At 46.7% G+C, this 20,288-nt stretch carries 16 protein-coding genes; 12 read left to right on the forward strand and 4 right to left on the reverse strand.

Annotation, left to right across the window (positions count from 1 at the left end):
* Positions 1 to 1,330: 1,330 nt before the first annotated feature.
* From H8K32_RS18445 to fabI, 7 genes are all read left to right on the forward strand, one after another.
* Positions 1,331 to 3,136, forward strand: a complete 1,806-nt coding sequence (locus tag H8K32_RS18445) for an ABC transporter substrate-binding protein (protein ID WP_186914036.1) — start codon at positions 1,331 to 1,333, stop codon at positions 3,134 to 3,136.
* Positions 3,137 to 3,219: 83 nt separating this feature from the next.
* Positions 3,220 to 4,158: an ABC transporter permease gene (locus tag H8K32_RS18450; protein ID WP_186914037.1), complete on the forward strand. Its 939-nt coding sequence runs from the start codon at positions 3,220 to 3,222 to the stop codon at positions 4,156 to 4,158.
* 9 nt (positions 4,159 to 4,167) lie between these two features.
* Positions 4,168 to 5,328, forward strand: coding sequence for an ABC transporter permease (locus H8K32_RS18455; RefSeq protein ID WP_246447481.1), 1,161 nt, complete (start codon positions 4,168 to 4,170; stop codon positions 5,326 to 5,328).
* Positions 5,329 to 5,336: 8 nt separating this feature from the next.
* Entirely contained in the window at positions 5,337 to 7,064 is a 1,728-nt protein-coding gene (locus H8K32_RS18460) for an ABC transporter ATP-binding protein (protein ID WP_186914038.1), read from the forward strand.
* Positions 7,065 to 7,241: 177 nt separating this feature from the next.
* Positions 7,242 to 8,615, forward strand: coding sequence for a TldD/PmbA family protein (locus tag H8K32_RS18465; RefSeq protein WP_186914067.1), 1,374 nt, complete (start codon positions 7,242 to 7,244; stop codon positions 8,613 to 8,615).
* On the forward strand, positions 8,615 to 9,937 hold the full coding sequence (locus tag H8K32_RS18470; protein ID WP_186914039.1) for a TldD/PmbA family protein: 1,323 nt from the start codon (positions 8,615 to 8,617) through the stop codon (positions 9,935 to 9,937). The genes H8K32_RS18465 and H8K32_RS18470 overlap by 1 nt, the downstream gene beginning before the upstream one ends.
* 553 nt (positions 9,938 to 10,490) lie before the next feature.
* On the forward strand, positions 10,491 to 11,285 hold the full coding sequence (fabI, locus tag H8K32_RS18475; RefSeq protein ID WP_186914040.1) for an enoyl-ACP reductase FabI: 795 nt from the start codon (positions 10,491 to 10,493) through the stop codon (positions 11,283 to 11,285).
* An 82-nt stretch (positions 11,286 to 11,367) separates the two neighbouring features.
* Here the strand turns inward: fabI and H8K32_RS18480 are convergent, their stop codons facing one another.
* From H8K32_RS18480 to modA, 4 genes are read right to left on the reverse strand one after another with little or no spacing between them, the layout of a single operon-like run.
* Positions 11,368 to 12,258, reverse strand: coding sequence for an ABC transporter ATP-binding protein (locus H8K32_RS18480; protein ID WP_186914041.1), 891 nt, complete (start codon positions 12,256 to 12,258; stop codon positions 11,368 to 11,370).
* Positions 12,255 to 12,950 carry a molybdate ABC transporter permease subunit gene (modB, locus tag H8K32_RS18485; RefSeq protein ID WP_246447482.1) on the reverse strand — a complete coding sequence of 232 codons (696 nt, stop codon included), beginning with the start codon at positions 12,948 to 12,950 and terminating at the stop codon, positions 12,255 to 12,257. The genes H8K32_RS18480 and modB overlap by 4 nt, the downstream gene beginning before the upstream one ends.
* On the reverse strand, positions 12,947 to 13,381 hold the full coding sequence (locus tag H8K32_RS18490; RefSeq protein ID WP_186914042.1) for a TOBE domain-containing protein: 435 nt from the start codon (positions 13,379 to 13,381) through the stop codon (positions 12,947 to 12,949). The genes modB and H8K32_RS18490 overlap by 4 nt, the downstream gene beginning before the upstream one ends.
* Complete coding sequence (modA, locus tag H8K32_RS18495) at positions 13,378 to 14,142, reverse strand: molybdate ABC transporter substrate-binding protein (protein ID WP_246447483.1); 765 nt, start codon at positions 14,140 to 14,142, stop codon at positions 13,378 to 13,380. Before modA ends, H8K32_RS18490 begins: the two co-directional genes overlap by 4 nt.
* A 65-nt stretch (positions 14,143 to 14,207) precedes the next feature.
* Here modA and bcsZ point away from each other — a divergent pair, with 65 nt between their 5' ends.
* From bcsZ to H8K32_RS18520, 5 genes are all read left to right on the forward strand, one after another.
* Positions 14,208 to 15,446, forward strand: a complete 1,239-nt coding sequence (bcsZ, locus tag H8K32_RS18500; RefSeq protein ID WP_246447484.1) for a cellulose synthase complex periplasmic endoglucanase BcsZ — start codon at positions 14,208 to 14,210, stop codon at positions 15,444 to 15,446.
* A gap of 327 nt (positions 15,447 to 15,773) precedes the next feature.
* Entirely contained in the window at positions 15,774 to 17,219 is a 1,446-nt protein-coding gene (locus H8K32_RS18505) for a DEAD/DEAH box helicase (RefSeq protein WP_186914044.1), read from the forward strand.
* Positions 17,220 to 17,465: 246 nt separating this feature from the next.
* A complete protein-coding gene (gene selD, locus H8K32_RS18510) occupies positions 17,466 to 18,524 on the forward strand; it encodes a selenide, water dikinase SelD (RefSeq protein WP_186914045.1) in 1,059 nt (352 codons plus the stop codon).
* A gap of 22 nt (positions 18,525 to 18,546) precedes the next feature.
* Positions 18,547 to 19,482, forward strand: a complete 936-nt coding sequence (tal, locus tag H8K32_RS18515; RefSeq protein ID WP_186914046.1) for a transaldolase — start codon at positions 18,547 to 18,549, stop codon at positions 19,480 to 19,482.
* Between the two features lie 156 nt (positions 19,483 to 19,638).
* The gene (locus H8K32_RS18520) at positions 19,639 to 20,268 is read left to right on the forward strand and encodes a CatA-like O-acetyltransferase (RefSeq protein WP_186914047.1); all 630 of its coding nucleotides are present in this window, start codon (positions 19,639 to 19,641) and stop codon (positions 20,266 to 20,268) included.
* Positions 20,269 to 20,288: the final 20 nt, after the last annotated feature.

Consider the following 20,288-nt stretch of genomic DNA (forward strand, 5'->3'; position numbering starts at 1 on the left):
CTTCCACTATTTTTGTCTCCATGGGCTTTTGGATGATCTGAACGATCTTGTTCCCCAAGCCATTGAGCAGCGCATACAACAGCACTACGTGAAATGCTAATACCAGCCCCATGCCAAGGAACTTCTTACCCGGCTCTTGCTGGCGATCTGAAAAATCCATTAAAACTCCTCCCGAACCACAAGTTCTATTTCTACTATTTGACCCAAGTCAAAACGTCTCAAACAAAAAAATAATTATAAATGTTACGAGGCACTATACGGCGCATTAATTCGACCGTCACACATAAAACCATTTATAAATCAACTGGGAGCAGAAAGACCAAAATATATTTGTAATTTTCAATGAAAACGACTCATACAATTTTGCAAACCACTCATATCCTCCGGTTCAATTCACATTCACCGAATTGAAATGTAATACCAAAAACTTGGTTTTTATTTTATTTGCTCGTTTTTGCTATTTTTTGTGACAACCGAACTTAACCAATAATCGCTTATATCTATGCAAGTTATACAAGTTGGTTTACATAAATCGACAATCAATCTAACACCACATCGCTCGATGTTCCACCCACAAAATGAACTACCTGTAACTTTTGGTAAAAAAAGTATATTTTAAGAAAACATTCTGAAAATTTTTACGCCAAAATTTTCCAAAGGCGCATAAAACCATTTCTTGACGCCGTCTGTCAATACTTTCACAACAGTTTTTCACTGAAATACAACATGGCGCATTTTGCCAAAAAAAAGAGACAAAAGGAAATGCATCTTTTTGTGCTTTGCAGCATATATTAACTGCGCTTAATTCTCATTTTTGAAGATTTCTTCGATAAATTTGCTTGGTACGGATATAAAGCAAATAAAATTTCCTTTTTCACACTAGGGAGCCGTAAAACTCATAAAAATTGCGTTTAAATAGGAATAATTTTTAATGCACGACAGCAAAAAAAGATGCATAGCAAACGTTTGCCACGTCATTTTTAGTAAAAAATTAAGGAATAATCCATTTTCGGATAAAAATTAAATTGATAAAAATTTTTATTTTACGTGCCCGAAGCACTGAAACATAGGCTAATGTTACGGCGCCATGAAAATGCGCCCTTCCCTAAGGAGTCGCGCCTACAAGCAATAACCAGGTTGTAACAAGCACTAACAAACCTTCACAGACCGTCAACAAGAACGGCATACAACGAATCTTCAATTCGTTGAAAAAATCACAAGCGGGAGATAAAGCTGTATGAAATGCAAATTCGTATCAAAAAGGGACACTCGGTTGAATCTCGAAGGCACACTTAAGAAAGTCATCGGTACTTTATCCGGAATATTTTTGATGACGAGTGTTCCAATTATTTCATTAGGTATCTCTGCAGAGACACTCGCACAAACGACAGCAACTAAGCTCAACAGTGCTAACACAACAGAATTCGCTGATCCAGACAAAGTATTACGTACCATTTTTCCGGTGGCCGAAACTGGTTTTGACCCGGCTGGCTCTCGAGATTTGTATTCTCACGCCATTGTTGAAGTTGTTTTCGAACGCCTGTATAGCTATGATTATCTGGCAACTCCGGCAAAAATTATCCCGCAGACAGCGGACGGTTTACCTGACATCTCAGCCGATGGCAAAACCTACACCATAAAATTAAAAAAAGGAATTTACTTTACGCAAGACGAGGCATTCAAAGGAAGAAGCCGTGAATTAACGATGAACGATTACGTGTATTCGATTAAGCGTTTGATGGATCCACGTATCGCATCCAGCCACAGTTGGTTATTTGAAGGCAAAATCGTTGGCCTCGATGAGCTGGTAGCTAAAGCAAAAAAGACTGGAAAATTTGATTACGACGCCAAAATTGCAGGTATAGAAACTCCAGATAAATACACTTTACGTTTGCATCTGACCCGTCCTGACTTTAATTTACCGATGATTTTGGCTTACGTAGCGACTTCCGCTGTAGCGCGAGAAGTGGTAGAGCATTATCAGGATTTGCAGGGCTTAGTTATGGCCAATCCGGTCGGCACCGGCCCCTACAAACTCACGGAATGGGTACGTGGTTCAAAAATGGTTTTGGATGCCAAACCAGATTACCGTCCCGTTTATTGGAACTTTCAAGGAAGTAACAATGCTGAAGATCAAAAAATAAGTGCTGCAATGAAAGGCAAACGGATTCCTCAAATTGGGCGCATCATCGTCACCGATATTTTGGAAGATCAATCCCGCTTACTCGCCTTTCAAAAGGATGAAGTCGATCTGTTTCAGCTTTATGGGGGATTAGCGCCACAAGCCATGCGCGATGGTAAATTAAAACCGGAATTCCAACAAAAAGGAATTCAACTATCACGCATAGTCGATCCGGAACTGACCGTTTATTACTGGAATATGAGAGACCCAGTATTCGGTGGTTTGTCTAAGGAAAAAATTGCGTTACGCCGTGCCATCGCAATGGCACACAATGTAGATGATGAGATTCGGATTGTGGATAATGGTCAAGCTGTCGCTTTAGAATTTCCCATTCCGCCGGGTGTCGTGGGTCACGATCCTGATTATAAAAGCAGTATTCAATATGACCCCGTTGCTGCCAACGCGCTGTTAGATAAGTTCGGTTATAAAAAAGGCGCTGATGGTTACCGTAATCTGCCTGATGGCAAACCGTTTCAAATCAATTACACCTCACAAACTGAATCGCGTGGGCATTTGCAAGCCGAAGTCTGGAAGAAAACCTATGATAGCGTTGGCATACGCATGAATGTGGATTTCCGACCATTCGCAGAGATTTTAAAAGCGGAAAAAGACTGTCATCTGACGCAACGTATTTCCCCGTGGATTGCTGATTATCCAGATGGTGATAATTTCATGCAATTATTTTACGGTGCCAACATTCATCTCAATAATGCAGGTTGCGTGGCAATTCCGGAATACGACAAACTCTATGAAGAATCACAAAAACTTCCGGCCGGTCCTGAACGCGATTTGTTGTATCACAAAATGACACGCATCTTGGAAGTCTACGCAGCGCAACGCATAGGTTATGCACGTTATCGCAATATGCTGTCGCAAGCGCGAGTTATCGGATACAAAAAGCATCCAGTCATGTTGACGGAATGGATGTATATCGACATCGACAAAAGCAAGTAACGAAGCAACCGAGTAAATATGTAACCAATTCTCGCGAATAAGATACTCGTGAATAATCAAGAAACGCCAATGAAGAATTTCTCATGATCACCTATATATTCCGCCGCTTATGGCAAATGGCACCGACGATGCTTGGTGTTATTTTGCTGGTTTTTTTCTTGTTTAACTGGGTAGGTGGCGACCCTGCCTATATCCTCGCCGGCAAAATGTCGAATCCGGCACAAATCGCTAACATCCGCACCCAGCTTGGTATAGATCAGCCCTACTACGTGCAGTTATGGATCTTCATCAAACAAATTGCCACCTTTAATTTTGGCAATAGCTGGAGCACGGGCGAACCGGTATCATCCATCATTCTGACCCGCTTAGGTCCTTCGCTGACGATACTCGTTCCATTAACCATCTTAGAAACGATGATCGCGATTGCGCTGGCTTTGGCAGTTGCGTTTCGTCGCGGATCTTTTACCGATCGCGCAGTGATGGTGATTTGCACCACTGCAATGTCTATCAGTATTCTGGTCTACATTATTGTTGGTCAGTATTTTTTTGCTTATCAATTAAATTTATTTCCAGTACAAGGCTGGGGCAATAGCTTTACCGAAAACCTGTTCAAATATTCCGCATTGCCGATTTTGATTAGTCTGGCAGTCAGCGTTGCCCCAAGCCTGCGCTTGTTCCGCACTTTTGTGCTGGATGAAGTGAATCAGGATTATGTCCGCACAGCCCGTGCCAAAGGCGTTTCTGAACATCGCATCAAATGGGTACATGTGTTACGCAACGCAGCGATTCCTATCATCACCTACGTTATGTCCAATTTACCAGCCTTGCTTATTGGTGCATTTTTGATTGAGCGTTTTTTCTCAATTCCAGGCATTGGTCGAGAAGTAATTCTGGCCGTTGAACGTAGTGACTTCCCGGTGATTAAAGCAATTACCGTTTACGTTGCTGCAGCCACGATGTTATTTAATTTGCTCACAGATCTGCTGTATCAGGCGGTTGATCCACGCGTTCAATTGAAATAAGGAATGAACATGCATCAAACGCTCTCACAGACAGCTTCTGGCAACATGGATGATCCAAAACAAACTTCTCCGGGCCTATGGGCATTGGCATGGCGTCGATTACGCGCGGATAAAGTAGCGATGGTTGGGCTGACGATTGTCGCCGCATTTTTACTAACGATCGCGCTGTCATCCAGCGGTTTGATTGCCGCCGATTGGGAACAGGAAACTGGCGTTTCCTATGCACCTCCAAGTTTCACTTCCAGCACAGATAGTATAGACAGCAACCAGCATGACTCGCCAACGAGCAAGCATTCCGCAGTACAAGCGGAGGTTACCGATAATCCACTTGACCCTATACGTGATGTGATCAAAAGCCTGCGCCAACACGAGACTGGCACCGACGCGGTGATTGTCAATGATTACGGCATTCAAGATCCGATTGGCGCAGAAATGTCTGAAATCCGCACTGCCTTAGCCAAATCAGGCAAAGCGAAAATTGCGACACGTGCAGCAACCCTGCCCTTTGGCGCGGACAAATGGGGGCATGACATCATCAAAAAAACCATAAAGGGGGCAGAGACGTCCATCCTCGTCGGCATTATCGCCGCCTTTCTGGCAACGCTGCTGGGTACTCTATTTGGCGCGGTGGCTGGCTATTTTGGCGGAAAAATCGACGATCTGTTTAACTGGTTTTACAGCATTTTCACATCCATTCCTTACCTGCTGTTGATCTTATCAGTAGCAGCGGTACTACAACAGAAAGGGCTCTCAACGATTATTTTGATTCTGGCTTTTACTGGCTGGACTGGTCCTTTCCGATTAATGCGTGCCGAATACATGAAGCATAAAGCACGTGAATATGTATGGGCTGCAGACGCCATCGGTGCCTCACATTGGCGCAAGATGTTTATCCATATCTTCCCGAATGTCAGTCATGTGGCGTTGGTCCAAGTTTCTATTCTGGTGGTCGGTTTTATCAAATCTGAAGTCATCCTTAGTTTTCTAGGTTTTGGCGTGCCAGTCGGCACGGTATCGTGGGGCAGTATGCTTAATGAAGCGCAAAATGAACTGATCCTTGGTAAATGGTGGCAATTAGTGGCAGCAACGGCGGCAATGGCCGTGTTGGTCACCGCCTTTTCCTTATTCACCGACGCCTTGCGTGATGCGCTTGACCCTAAGCTGAAATAAGGACCGATATGAATACCCACTCTCAAACAGCAGCCTTGCTCAAAGTTGATAATTTACGCGTCTCTTTTCGCGTCAATAAAAAAGAAAACGTAGAAACCGTTAAGGGAATTTCGTTTGAGATTCCTTACAACGCCACCGTTGCCCTGGTAGGCGAATCTGGTAGCGGCAAATCTGTCAGCTCGCTCGCCGTCATGGGACTGTTACCGGCTGACACGTCCAGCATTTCCGGCGATAGCAAAATTACTTTTGAAGGTAAGAGTTTGCTGGAACTGAGTATCAGCCAGCGCCGTCAGTTATGCGGCAAAGATATCTCGATGATTTTTCAGGAGCCGATGACCTCGCTCAATCCGGTCTTTACGGTCGGGTTTCAGATCGCAGAAGTACTACGCTTACATATGGGCATGGATGCGAAGCAAGCGCGCGCGCGGGCAATAGAATTGCTTGATGAAGTTGGTATTCCTGACCCAAAAAATAAAATCGACGCCTATCCTAGCCAGATGTCAGGCGGCCAGCAGCAACGCGTCATGATCGCGATGGCAATTGCGTGTGAACCCAAGTTATTGATTGCCGACGAACCGACGACGGCACTGGATGTCACCATACAAAAACAGATTATCGATTTAATCAACGCTTTGCGTATCAAACGCAATATGTCGGTGCTGTTTATCACGCACGATCTGGCACTGGTTGGTGAAATTGCCAGTCACGTGATTGTGATGCGTCATGGTGAAATCCGTGAAGCGGGTTCGGTTGAGCAAATCTTTGAGCGTCCGCAGGATACTTACACGCAGGCGCTCATGCATTGCCGCCCGTCGCTCGACAGCCGCCCATGGCGTCTGCCGGTGATTGCTGACTTTATGAATAATCAAGGTACTTTACCAGAACAAAAAGAACGTCAACGTGGTTTATGTGGGGACGAAGATATCGTGTTGGAAGTCAACAACCTCAGTAAAAGTTTTTATACACGCGAAGGCCTGTTCGGTAAAAAAGAATTTAAAGCTGTCGACGATGTCTCGTTCAAACTCGCCCGCGGAAAAACGCTGGGCGTAGTAGGTGAATCCGGTTCGGGCAAGACCACCGTTGGTCTATGCTTATTACGTCTGCATCAGGCGACCAGCGGGCAAGCATTTTTTGATGGCAAAGACATTTTATCGATGCCGAATAAAGAATTTTTGCAATACAAGCGCAGAATTCAAATTATCTTTCAAAACCCTTATGCGTCTTTGAATCCGCGCTTTACCATCGGTCAAATTCTGATGGAGCCCATGCATATCCACCGCATAGGCAACAATGACATTGAACGTGCGACCATGGCGAAACAATTGCTCGACAAGGTTGGATTACCCGTCGCCGCATTTCAGCGTTACCCGCATGAGTTTTCTGGCGGCCAGCGCCAGCGTATTGCAATAGCGCGCTGTCTGACCATGAAGCCCGAAGTGTTAGTGTGCGATGAATCGGTGTCTGCGCTCGATGTGTCTGTACAAGCGCAAGTTTTAAATCTACTGCAAGATCTGCAAGAAGAATTTAGTTTATCGTATATTTTTATTTCTCATGATCTGGCAGTGGTCAAATACATCGCTGATCAGGTGATGGTCATGAACAAAGGCAAAGTGGTTGAACTGGCCAACGCCGATGATTTATACCATCACCCACAACAAGCTTATACCAAGACCTTGCTAGGTGCTATCCCGCGCGGTTTGCAGCATGCTGAAAAATATAGACAGCTATTTATTTGAAAATTAGTAAAGGCTTTCATCGCGAGAAAAATATAGTACTATCAAGACAATATTGTATTTTACACATTACCACCTTGTGAAAGCACAATCAGGGTGTAATAGCAGAAGACGGAGCAAGACTTGGATGCCATAAAAAATTTGTTCAAAGAATTGATACCAGCAGTCGACTTCTGCTCTATGCGCATCGTTGATGAACGCAGTGAAGAATTAAACGTACGACAAAATATCTTGCAGCCACTCAACAGCATGCGCAGCCATGGTGCGATGTTCACCGTGGTTCATCAGGGTGGTTATGGCTATGCGGCAACGAGCGATTTGTCACGTAGCGGCGTAAAGCAGGCAATACAACGGGCGCATGACTGGGCAACAATGAGTGCGGGCAAATCAGTCACTGATTTTAGTGCGATTCCGCAATCGGCGGCGCGAGGCGAACACTATGGCCCCAGCGCGCAAAGCTGGAACCGCAAAGAAATCATTGCGCTGCTGATGCAAGAATCGCAGGCCTGTCAGATCGATCCCCGTGTCGTTGACTGGAGCGCCTCCATGTCACGCATCAGCACGGATCAATGGTTCATCAGCAGCACGGGAGCCGATATCCATCAGCATTTTGATTATCTGATTCCGAATCTCAGCGTCACCGCCAATCAGGGTTCAGAAACTCAGACCCGTACATTGGGTGGGCAATACAATGGTTTCTGCCATCAAGGTGGCATGGAGGTCTTGCAACACGCTGGCTTTTACGGTTCCGGCCAACGCATTGCACAACAAGCCATTGATCTGCTAAGCGCCCAAAACTGCCCTTCCGGACGCATGGATTTGTTACTGATGCCAGAACAAATGATGCTGCAGATTCATGAGTCGATTGGCCACCCTCTGGAGCTTGATCGCATCCTAGGCGACGAGCGTAATTTCGCTGGTACCAGTTTTGTGACGCCCGATATGTTCGGACATTTTCAATACGGATCGGCATTACTGAACGTTACACATGATCCACAAAGAGCTGAAGAATTTGCCAGCTATCGTTGGGATGACGACGGCACACCAGCTGAAAAAACCTGGCTGATCCGCGATGGCATTTTGCAGCGGCCCCTCGGTAGCGCACTATCACAGGCGCGCTCAGGCATGGCCGGACTTGCCAATTCACGTGCATGCGACTGGAACCGTCCACCGATCGATCGCATGGCAAATTTGAATATCGAAGCCGGTAGCAGCAGTTTAACCGACATGATTGCGTCCGTTGAAAATGGCGTACTGATGAATACGAATGTCTCGTGGTCTATTGATGACTCACGTAATAAATTTCAATTTGGTTGCGAATATGGTCAGCTCATTCAGGATGGCGAACTCAAAGGTCTGGTCAAAAACCCCAATTACCGCGGTATCTCAGAAAGCTTCTGGCGCTCTTTAAAAATGGTCGGCGATGCTTCGACCTACGCCGTTATGGGCACACCTTTCTGCGGCAAAGGTGAACCTTCACAGGTGATCCGCGTTGGTCACGCATCACCCGCTTGCTTATTCGATCAGGTCGAGGTTTTTGGAGGCGAAGCGTGATGCAAACCTATTTTCAACAATTAACACACACTCTGCGACAACATATCTCGGATTCCGAACGTTTTACTTGCTGGTTGTCAGCAGAAAAAACCGATTTCGTCCGTTTTAATCGTAGTGTCATCCGTCAACCCGGTCATGTCGTGCAAATCGTTATGCGCCTGCAACTGCTGCAAGGACAAACGCATGTCAGCAGCAGCCTGAATCTCTCTGGTGAAATAGAACAAGATTGCAACAGCTTGAGCGAGACGTTAAACATGCTCCGTGAACAAATCGGTGATCTGCCTGCAGACCCCCATTTATTGATCGCATCTGACGTCAACAATAGCAGCCACATTCAGTCGTCGTCATTACCGGATGCGGAGCAAATGGTGGCTGATATTCTGGAGGCCTCAACAGGCCTTGATATGGTTGGGATTTTGACGACCGGCACGCAATACCGCGGCTTTGCTAATTCCTATGGACAACAAAATTGGTTTGAAAGCAGAAACGTCAATTTCGACTGGAGCCTGTTTCATGCTGGCGACAAGGCTGTCAAATCGAACTATGCAGGCTTTAGCTGGGACAAAAGCCAATTTCAACAAAAATTTGACGAAGCAAAGCAGCAATTAGCGTTACTGGCGTTACCAGCCATCAGCATTCCCCCTGGTAGTTATCGCGCCTATCTGACACCGACGGCTCTCAATGAATTATTGATGATGCTGAACTGGGGTGGTTTGTCAGAAAAGTCACTGCGCACCCACCAAAGCTGCCTGCGCCGCTTACAAGCGGGTGAAGTCAGCCTGCATCCGGATGTGCATCTCAGTGAAGATAGTCTGGCAGGCCTGGAACCCGTGTTTCAGGCGCAAGGTTTTATTAAACCGGAGCAAATTAAGCTGATCGACGCGGGCAAATTAGTTGGCAGCATGATTTCGCCGCGCAGTGCAAAAGAATATGGAGTACAAAGCAATGGCGCAGATGGCGCTGAGTCAGCCAAGTCTTTGCGTATGCAGGCTGGCAACTTAGCCATGAAGGATGCATTGAAGCAACTTGGCACTGGTATTTACATTAGCAATCTCTGGTATCTGAATTTTTCTGATCGCGCCAATTGTCGGATTACCGGAATGACGCGCTTTGCCAGCTTCTGGGTGGAGAATGGCGAGATCAAGGCACCGCTGAATGTGATGCGTTTTGATGAATCCCTATTCCGCATGTTAGGCGAAGATCTGCTCGCATTAACGAAAGAAACAGAAACGATCATGGATGATCGCTCGTATGGCGAACGCCACACCGGCGGCGCAATTTTACCGGGGGCTTTACTAAAATCGATGCGCTTTGTCCTTTGATAAAAAAACGGACAGTCGTACGTTTTTTATGATGAAAAACACTGATGGGCCTGAGCGCATGAAATTGGTTAGCCAAGCTTGTTAAATAGAAACTCTTTGTTTCAAAGTCATGAACTTAGTATTTGCCCGATTTGCGCTTAACAACTACAATTCCGACCTATTGTCGTGAAACGGCTTGTCCGGACGCAACAAATTCTCGATATTCGGGTACATAAATAGATGTACTAGTGCAGCTAATGCAGCAAAATCGGCCAAAGCAGCTAAAACGTTTGTCGAGTATTCTGAGAATAAAAGAAATAAGGTTTAGCTGGCAAAGTGTCGCTGGCAAAATGAATCCTGAAAAATTAGTTAGGTCTTACGCAAATCTAGCGTGCTTGCATGTGAAGTAGATGTGCGCGAGACCTATGAGTAAAGCTTGGATTGCGCTGCCATCGTCTTTAAAAGATGGGTAGGTAAAAACTAAGCAAAAACCACAGCGTAGGATTGGCGCAGGTTTGCAAGGCAATTTGCCCTGCAAACCTTACCAGTATTACGATAAATACCTGGAGTTAACATGGCATTTCTGCAAGGCAAAAAAATTCTGATCACTGGTTTGCTGTCCAACCGTTCTATCGCTTACGGCATCGCGCAAGCATGCAAACGCGAAGGCGCTGAACTTGCATTCACTTATGTTGGTGAACGCTTCAAAGACCGAATCACCGATTTCGCTGCAGAATTTGACAGCAAACTGGTTTTCGACTGCGACGTCGCCAGCGATGAACAAATCGAAGCCGTATTCAAAGACCTCGGCCAACACTGGGATCAATTGGATGGTCTGGTGCACGCTATCGGCTTCGCACCGCGCGAAGCGATTGCTGGTGAGTTCCTCGACGGTTTCTCCCGTGAAGCATTCCGTATCGCTCACGACATCTCGGCTTACAGCTTCCCAGCAATGGCGAAAGCAGCATTGCCAATGTTGCGTGAAGATTCCGCGTTGCTGACTTTGTCTTATCTGGGTGCAATCCGCGCTATCCCGCATTACAACACCATGGGTCTGGCGAAAGCATCGCTGGAAGCATCGGTCCGTTACCTGGCAGAAAACCTCGGCAAAAAAGGCATTCGCGTCAACGGCATCTCTGCTGGCCCGATCAAGACCCTGGCTGCCAGCGGCATTAAAGATTTCGGTAAATTATTGGGTTTCGTGGCAGAACATGCACCACTGCGCCGTAACGTAACAATTGAAGATGTCGGCAATACTGCAGCTTTCTTGTTGTCTAATCTGGCTAACGGTATCACTGGCGAAATCACTTATGTTGATGGCGGCTTCTCCCACGTGATGGGCTTGAATGCGGAATCGTACAGCCAATAATTTCTGGCTTAAGATTTCAAAGTAAAAAAGCTGCGAGTGATCGCAGCTTTTTTTATTTCCGGCGCCAAGTTATATCTACGTCTCAGGAAAAAATCATAGGGCTAAACGCCTTCGCTTCAATCGCAATCGTATCTCCAACACGTAAGTTCTCTACTTCATCCTGCGCAGCGATGATTTCCACAATATTTTGCCCGACTAACAGAGATAAAATAAACACCACATCTTCTTTACGTATCGCCAACACCTGCGCTTGCAGTTGCAATTGACCTTGCAATTGCTGTTGCAAAAATACGGCGGATGGCGAGCCAGAACGAATCACTGCGCCAACTTCAATCACAAACACCTGCTGTGATAATTTAAACACCTCAGCAATATCGTGACTGACCATGACCGTGGTCAGTCCAAACTCACGGTGCAAGGCGAGCAACTCATCCTGCAACTGCACGCGCAAGCTCACATCTAAAGCAGACAAAGGCTCGTCGAGTAAGAGCAATGGTGATTTACCATCAATCGCACCGCTCAACACTCTTGCCAATGCACGCGCCAGCGCTACACGCTGCTTTTGTCCACCAGACAGATTCGCCGGTAAGCGATCTTGAAGCACAGACAAGCCACTCAATTCTAATAATCGAGCCAATTGATGTTTCTGTGACTTAGTCAGTGCATAGGCAACATTCTCAGCGACTGTCAGGTTCGGGAATAAAGCATAGTCTTGAAACACCAACCCCAGCGAACGCTGTTGCGGTGGCAATGCGATCCTCTTATCGCTATCAAACCAGACCTCACCAGCGACTTCGATAACACCGCTATCAGGATGGTCAAGACCAGCCAACATGCGCAATAGCGTGCTTTTACCCGCACCTGAAGGACCAAACAACGTGACGAATGCATTGCGCTCAATATGCATCTGCACGTTTAATTGCAAGCCACCTGTAGCACTAGCGAGATGTTTGCGACATTCAATTCTGATCATAAGCGCACCGCCCCTGCCCGCAGCAGATGAGCATGACGACGATTAATCAAATACACGATTAACAGCACGCTAAAACTGAGCACAAACAAAACGGCCGCGTACAAATGTGCCGCCGGATAATTGAGGCTTTCAACTTCGTCATAAATCGCAATCGACGCCACTTTGCTAACGCCAGGAATATTCCCACCTATCATCAATACCACGCCAAATTCACCTATCGTGTGGGCAAAACTTAAAACGATGCCGGTCAAGATCGCAGGTTTAATATTTGGCAGCAAAATATGCCGCAAACTATACCAATTGGACTTGCCAAGAGTACGTGATGCCTCGAGCAAATTTGGCGGTAAATTTTGCAACCCTGCCTGAATAGGGTGCACCATAAATGGCAAACTGAAAATCATCGAACCGATAACTAATCCTGGAAAACTAAATACCAGCTTAACGTGCAGATAGTGCTCAAGCCAATGACCAAACGCTTGCTGCGGACTAAACGCCAACAACAAATAAAATCCCAATACAGACGGCGGCAACACCAAAGGCATGCTGACCAAGGTTTCCAGTACAGGTTTAAAACGACTTTGTGTGTAGGCAATTTTGTAGGCAAGTGGGATGCCGCAAAGAATCAGCAAACAAGTCGTCCAGCTCGCTAATTTAAATGTCAGCCACAGTGGTTGCCAATCAAGATCCATCATGATGAAATTTCCGTATCAGATAGAGCCTGTATCGTCATTTCGTTCGATTTCACTAACGCTTCAACTGTATCGCCGTTCGCCAAATTTAAATGCGTCGCAGAACGTGTAGTAATGACGGAACTGATGGTGACATCCTTGAGACCGTGAACGGCAATGACGACGCGCGTCAAAATCTGGCCTTTTTCTATCGCCAGAATCACGCCCGGTATACGATTGCGCAAACTAATCTGGCCTTGCAAATTTTTAGCCAATGCGACTTCCGTTTCTTTAAACAAGACCTTGACTGACTGAGTCAGGCGCCATGTTGCGAGCTGATCTGGATGTCCCAGCAAAGTTGCTGATAAGCGCAAACCACCTTCTATGCTCACATCCACCAGCGCCACACTGCCATGTGCTTCAACCCCTGCGATCAACCCTGTCAATTGATTCATGGCAGCAAATAACCAAAACGTTCAAAAATCGCGCGCGCTTTGGCGGAATACAAGAAATCGTAAAACTGCTGTGCTGTTTTAGCGTGATGCTCTTTACCGTAATTTAAGATGACTGCACCTTGTGCAATCGGCTGGTAAGTTGACTTGGGCACATCGACCCATTTACCTTGCCCCTGCATTTCCGGAGAAAGCACAACAGATTTTGCAGTGAAGCCCACGTCCACCACGCCGGAATGGATGTACTGATTGGTTTGTGAAATACTTTCACCAAACACCAGTTTAGGTTGCAGACCCTGATCCAGCTTCAAGGCACTTAATACTTTCATCGTTTCGCGTCCATAAGGTGCAGCCTTAGGATTGGCCACTGCGATATGTGCAACCTGATTGCTGGTCAGCGCCAATTGCCACTGTGTCAGATCGATATTTTTTGTCGTCCACAATACCAGAGCGCCATAGGCATAGACTTTTGGTGTGGCAGTGGCGAACCCATCTTTGTATAATTTTTCTGGGAACTCCATGTCCGCCGATAAAAACACATCAAATGGGGCGCCATTACTAATCTGAGCGACAAATTTGCCGGATGAATTAAATGTACCAACCAGATCATTACCGGTTTCTTGCTTAAACGCAGTTTTTAAATCTTCAAACGCATATTGCACATTGGCTGCCACAGCAACAGAGAGGGTTTCAGCCTGCACCACGCCAGTAAGCGCGGAGAATGATGCAAACAATGAACCGACGATCAGATTTTTGAATCTCAAATTTGCCTCCATAGATTACACTGTCGGACGACAGCAAAAACACTTGTAGTTTATCGGTATTTGATATGTCAGGCATCGTATCAGGCTCACTTGCTTTACTCAACGAAACTATGAAACCACCAAAGTACTTTTTACGACACTCATTGCGCCAGCAATGGAAAAAAGCGCTCATTGCCGTCTCTGCCGGACTCGTCAGCCTTTTCACTTCACAATCAGTAATAGCCAGCGCCACTTGCTCAGGCACATGGCCAGAATGGGAGCAATTCAAACGTACTTTTATCACCGCCGATGGTCGTGTAGTTGATCATAGCGGTAGCATCAAACCCACAGTGTCTGAAGGCCAGGCTTACGCGATGTTTTTTGCCCTTGCGGCTAACGACAAGGCTAGCTTCCAATCACTCCTGACATGGACCGAAAATAATCTTGCCAGTGGCGACCTGACGGCCCATTTACCAGCGTGGCAATGGGGACAAAGGCCAGACAATACTTGGGGTGTGGTCGACAATAACTCAGCATCTGACGCCGATTTGTGGATCGCCTATGCACTCGGGATTGCGGGTGAAGTCTGGAAAGATAAACGGTACACGGCCCTTTCAACACTGCTTGCGCAGCGCATACTCAGTGAAGAAACCGCAGAACTGCCTCAACTTGGGCTAACGCTCCTACCCGCTCCCAAGGGTTTTGCATTAGCGAATAATCAGTGGAAGCTCAATCCCAGCTATACCCCACTGCAACTACTGCGTTGGTTTGAGCACAGCGACAAAGATCCGCGCTGGAAAAAATTAATTTCCTCGTCACTCAAAATTATTCTGGGCGCTTCGCCCAAGGGATATAGTGCCGACTGGATACTGTTCAATCCAGAACAAGGTTTTACGGTGGATAGCCAGGGCGCAGAAAAAGGTTACGGTGGCTACAATGCGATCCGTGTTTATTTGTGGGCTGGCATGATGGCCGATAAAGATAGCGATCGGCCTATTTTGCTTAAAACCCTGCAACCCATGGCGAACTTAACCGAGAGCAAAGGCTACCCGCCAGAATTTGTTGATATCCAGACTGGCGACGTTAAAAGCGTAGGAAGTAGCGGTTTTTCTGCTGCCTTACTGCCTTTTTTGCATGCCAGCAAAAATACCAAAACATTGCAACAACAGCAATTGCGTCTGCAAGCATTACCTATCAAGCCCGATCTCTATTACGACCAGGTACTGGCCTTATTCGCCCAGGGTTGGTTAGATCAGCGTTTCCGCTTCCGCGCGAATGGTTATGCGGAACTGGACTGGCAAGGAGTATGCAAGCCAAAAAGCTAGTGTAACCAGCATAATCAACATGTTAGGCGCAAAAACTTCTGCGATATTCTTCAAAATCATGTATCATTCTGTTTTTGCACCGCAATAAATCGCAGCAAAAGAACTGTAGCATCGCAAGCCTATGCTCATCCATCTGGATAGAGCATGTAAAAGCCCTCCCGCCCAGCATGTCTAGTTTCACCAAAGACATCATCCCGGCGCAAAGCTTTTGTGCCGAAATCTCATTGTCGTCCGTAGTTGGATTTTCTGTGTTCATTTCGTTTGGTTGGCGCTGCATTTTTGCGCGCGTTACGTTTGCATCGCGCTAAATTTTTACGAAAGAATTCCATGAGTTTTGAAGCACTAGGCCTCCACGTTAACCTGATCCGCGCATTAACTGACTCTGGCTACACCAAGCCAACATCGGTACAAGAACAAGCTATTCCTGCTGCGATTGAAGGTCGTGACCTGATGGTCTCCTCCCAAACTGGTTCCGGTAAAACAGCAGCATTCATGCTGCCAGCTTTGCATAAATTAATTTCCGCTGAAGTTGTCAGCTATGACAACAGCAAAACACCTAACCAGGAACGTCAATCGGCACGTTCCCGTGGTGATCGTCCACGTTTCGTTGCTGCAAAACCAAAAATGTTGGTACTTACACCAACACGTGAACTGGCTTTGCAAGTAACAACAGCAACTGACAAATACAGTGCTTATTCCCGCCGCATCAAGGCCGTATCGATTTTGGGTGGTATGCCTTACCCAAAACAAATGCAATTATTGTCCCGTAATCCAGAAATTCTGGTGGCAACACCTGGTCGTCTGATCGACCACATGGAATCTGGCAAGATTGACTTCTCCGAACTGCAAATGTTGGTTCTGGACGAAGCTGACCGTATGTTGGATATGGGTTTCATCGACGACATCGAAAAAATCGTTGCAGCAACACCGCCTACACGTCAAACCATGTTGTTCTCTGCAACATTGGATGGCGTTGTTGGTAACATGGCAAAACGCATCACGACTGAACCATTGATCGTTCAGATCGCCGGTTCTGCAAGTAAGCATGAAAACATTCAGCAAAAAGTTCACTTCGTGGATGATTTGTCGCATAAAAATCGTATCCTCGACCACCTGTTGCGTGACGTTTCTGTTGATCAGGCTGTGGTATTTACTGCAACTAAGCGTGATGCAGATACGATCGCAGATCGTCTGAACATCGCTGGTTTCGCTGCTGCTGCTTTGCATGGCGACATGCATCAAGGCGCTCGTAACCGCACATTAGACGGCTTGCGTCGTGGTCAGATCCGTGTTTTGGTTGCAACTGACGTTGCTGCCCGTGGTATCGACGTACCAGGCATCACACACGTTTTCAACTACGATTTGCCTAAGTTCCCGGAAGATTACGTACACCGTATCGGTCGTACTGGTCGTGCTGGTCGCAAAGGTCTGGCAGTTTCTTTGGTGAACCACGCAGAAAGCATGCACGTCAAGCGTATCGAACGTTTCACAAAGCAATTGATTCCTGTCGATGTCATCGAAGGTTTTGAACCAAAGAAAACAGCAGCACCATCACGCTCCTCCACAGCGCGTAAGCCAACTGGTTGGAAACCAGGCGACAGCCGCAAAACTGGCAACAACTTTGGCGCCAACAAGCCAGCGCAACGCTCTTTCAGCAAACCAGCAGGTTCCGGTAACGGCACTGGCTCAGGTCCACGCAAAGAAGGCAGCGGCGGCTACAAGGGCAATCGCTCCAACGAAGGCAGCACACGTCGTTCATTCGGCGACTATTGATACCTGATACGCCAGACTGATAAGGGCAACATAGTCATTATCAGATAAGCCATATCATCAAAAAGCGATCACTCCGGTGGTCGCTTTTTTTATACTTAGAGAAATGATAAAAATCAGACCTAATCAGGCCTAATCATACCTAACAAGCTCAATGGCTCTTTGCCATAAGTTTTATTGTGTTACCGCTAACCCGTCAATGTCGGGCGTATAATCAGATGTTTGATGAACGCCACAATAGAAAAAGCCATGACAACGAATACCGAGTTACCAGTACGTTTAACCTCTTTTTCCCACGGTGGTGGCTGCGGCTGCAAAATTGCACCAGGCGTTTTGTCTGAAATTCTCAAAAAGTCGACTGGTTTTCCCGTCCCGCCCGCGCTCATGGTCGGCATAGAAACCTCCGATGACGCCGCCGTCTACAAACTCAATGATGAGCAGGCACTGATCGCGACCACTGATTTTTTCATGCCTATCGTCGATGATCCATTTGATTTTGGGCGTATCGCTGCCACCAACGCAATTTCTGACGTGTACGCGATGGGCGGCACACCTATCATGGCATTAGCTCTGGTCGGTATGCCGATCAACAAGCTGCCTTTGGATGTGATCGGCAAAATCATTCAGGGTGGCGAATCCATCTGCGCCGAAGCAGGCATTCCTATTGCTGGCGGCCATACAATCGATTCAGTTGAACCCATTTACGGTCTGGTCGTGATGGGTTTAATTCATCCATCTAAAGTCAAACGCAATGCCGACGCCAAACCTGGCGATAAGTTAATCCTGGGCAAACCCCTGGGCGTAGGAATCCTTTCCGCCGCACTCAAAAAGCAAGCACTGGACGAGACTGGCTATGCAAGCATGATCGCCAGCACCACCAAATTAAATCGCCCTGGACAACATCTGTCGCAACTTGCTGGCGTCAACGCGATGACGGATGTCACTGGCTTTGGCCTGTTGGGCCATTTATTAGAAGTCTGTCGCGGTGCCAAAGTACAAGCGAATCTGACGATGCAACACATTCCGCTTCTGGATAAAGTCGAACAATTAGCAACTGATGGCTTTATCACCGGCGCCTCCGCCAGAAACTGGGCGGCCTATGGTGCCGACGTCAAATTACACGCCGACATCACCCCGGCACAGCAAGCCTTATTAACTGACCCGCAAACCTCGGGCGGCCTATTGGTCTCGTGCGATGCTGGCGCTGTAGAACAAGTTTTAGCTATTTTCCGTGAGGGTGGCTTCTATGAAGCTGCCGTGATTGGTGATATCGTTACAGGATCACCTATCGTTGAAGTCAACCCCTGATGTTTTTGATATTGTCCCTACTATGAATCAATTAGAACAACTCAAGCAATACACGACTGTCGTTGCCGACACTGGTGACTTCCAGGCAATCAAGGCCTACACTCCGCGTGACGCGACCACCAATCCTTCACTGATTTTAAAAGCGGTACAAAAACCAGAATACAAGCATTTGCTGGAAAAAGCAGTTACCGACACCAAAGGTAAATCGATCGACGAAACCATCGACCATCTGCTGATCGCTTTTGGCTTAGAAATTTTAAAAGAAATCCCGGGCCGCGTTTCTACAGAAACAGATGCACGCTTGTCTTTTGACACTGAAGCAACTGTCGCCAAAGGCCGTCAACTGATCGCCATGTACGAAGCTGCTGGCATTTCACGTGAACGGATTCTGATCAAGATCGCCTCTACTTGGGAAGGTATCCGCGCTGCAGAAGTTCTGGAAAAAGAAGGCATCCGTTGCAACATGACTTTGCTGTTCTGCCTCGCACAAGCAGTTGCATGCGCAGAAGCAGGCGCGCAATTAATTTCACCGTTCGTTGGTCGCATTTACGACTGGTATAAAGCAAAAACCGGTCAGGAAATTTTCGGCGCCGATGACCCGGGCGTGCTGTCGGTTAAACGTATTTATTCCTACTACCGCAAGTTTGGTTACAAAACCGAAGTCATGGGTGCAAGCTTCCGCAATACTTCACAAATTCTGGAATTAGCAGGCTGCGACTTATTGACCATTAGCCCGGATTTATTGCAAAAATTGGCTGACTCCAGCAGCACCGTAACCCAAAAACTGAGCACAGAACTGGCTCAAGCATCGGATGTCAGCAAAATCGACATGAACGAAAAGGCTTTCCGCTTCCAGCTCAATGAAGATGCCATGGCAACGGAAAAGCTGTCTGAAGGCATACGTGCATTCTGTGCTGATACCGTCAAGTTAGAGCAAATGATTGCAGCAATGCGTTAATCATTAAGTAAACCCTTGCGCTAAGGCATCGCTACGCTCGTACTGAGTTAGCGCAAGAAAAAATTTGCTAAGCATGACAAAATAGGGATAGTCTGACTATCCCTATTTTTTTGGTAATGGCCATCGCATTGCCCTCAGCCGCACTGACCACCGAATATGAAAAAAATTCTCGACCTTAGCACCTGGAATCGCCGCGAACATTACCAATTTTTTTCGCAATTGGATGAGCCATTTCACGGCATCATTGCCGATGTAGATTGCAGTAAGGCGTATGCACTCTGCAAACAAGAGCAGCAATCATTTTTTCTGTATTACCTGCACAAAACCCTGATCGCCATCAATCACACCGAAGCCATGCGTTATCGGATTGAAGATCAACAAGTGGTCGTGTATGACACTATCCACGTCAATGCCACGATTAGTCGTGCCGACCATACATTTGGTTTTTGCCCGATTTACTTCCAAGCAGATTTTTCACAATTTGCGGCTGAGGCACAATTGGCAATGCAAAAAGTAAGGGGCAGCGTCGGGCTATGTTTCAATGACGAATGCGCACGTGATGATGTGATCCATTTCTCTGCGATGCCATGGATTAAATTCACTGGCATCACACATGCACGCCAACTCGATGGCCGTGACAGTGTGCCGAAAATTTCAGTGGGAAAATTTGAACAAAAACATGGAAAAATGCTGATGCCAGTCGGCACATTTGCCCATCATGGCCTGGTGGATGCGTATCACGTGCATCAGTTTTTACAGCGTTTGGAAATGGAACTGCAATCATAAGCCGCAACTCAGTGAAAAAA

It is taken from the genome of Cognatundibacterium jejuense (genome assembly GCF_014284255.1).
GTDB lineage: Bacteria > Pseudomonadota > Gammaproteobacteria > Burkholderiales > Burkholderiaceae_D > Undibacterium > Undibacterium jejuense.